Genomic DNA, 963 nt, shown 5'->3' with positions numbered 1-963 from the left:
CGACGGATGCAGACAATCCTAATTTAGCGTTTGAAGAAAACACCATTAGCGATGCGTACGGTGAGTTCACCGTTGATGCGGAGGGCAATTGGACGTTCACACTGGCCGATAACGCCACCGTGGATGCTCTGACCGCCGGCCAGAAAGAAGTGCGCGAGTTTATCGTGACCTTGTCCGATGGCAGTGACACCACTGTCACCATTACCATTACCGGTACCGATGACGATCCGGTGATTTCGGCGGATACCGACGCGGTAACCGAGGGCGATGTGACGCCTGTCAGCGGCACCCTAACGGCGACGGATGCAGACAATCCTAATTTAGCGTTTGAAGAAAACACCATTAGCGATGCGTACGGTGAGTTCACCGTTGATGCCAATGGCAATTGGACGTTCACACTGGCCGATAACGCGACTGTGGATGCGCTAACAGCCGGTCAAGAAGAAGTGCGCGAGTTTACCGTGACGCTGTCCGATGGCAGTGACACCACTGTCACCATTACCATTACCGGTACCGATGATGATCCGGTGATTTCGGCGGATACTGATGAAGTCACTGAAGGCGATCTGACGCCTGTCAGCGGCACCCTAACGGCCACGGATGCAGACAATCCCGATTTAGAGTTTACTCCGGCTACTCTCAATGATGCCTATGGTGAGTTCACCGTTGATGCGGACGGCAATTGGACGTTCACACTGGCCGATAACGCCACAGTCGACGCATTAACCGCCGGCCAGAAAGAAGTGCGCGAGTTTACTGTGACGCTGTCCGATGGCAGTGACACTACAGTGACGATTACCATCACCGGTACCGATGACGCGCCAGTGATTTCTGCGGATACCGACGCAGTGACGGAAGGCGATGTGACGCCTGTCAGCGGCACCCTAACGGCGACGGATGCAGACAATCCTAATTTAGCGTTTGAAGAAAACACCATTAGCGATGCGTACGGTGAGTTCACCG

At 54.3% G+C, this 963-nt stretch carries 1 protein-coding gene; it reads left to right on the top strand.

Annotated elements, in window-relative coordinates; genetic code table 11:
• The coding region (locus ST37_RS19975; RefSeq protein ID WP_197687466.1) for a VCBS domain-containing protein at window positions 1-963 on the top strand (963 nt) is incomplete at both ends.

It is taken from the genome of Vibrio sp. qd031, from assembly GCF_002100145.1.
Classification (GTDB): Bacteria; Pseudomonadota; Gammaproteobacteria; order Enterobacterales; family Vibrionaceae; genus Vibrio.
Note: the sequence above shows the minus strand (reverse complement) of the source record. Positions and strands in the feature narration are given on the sequence as shown.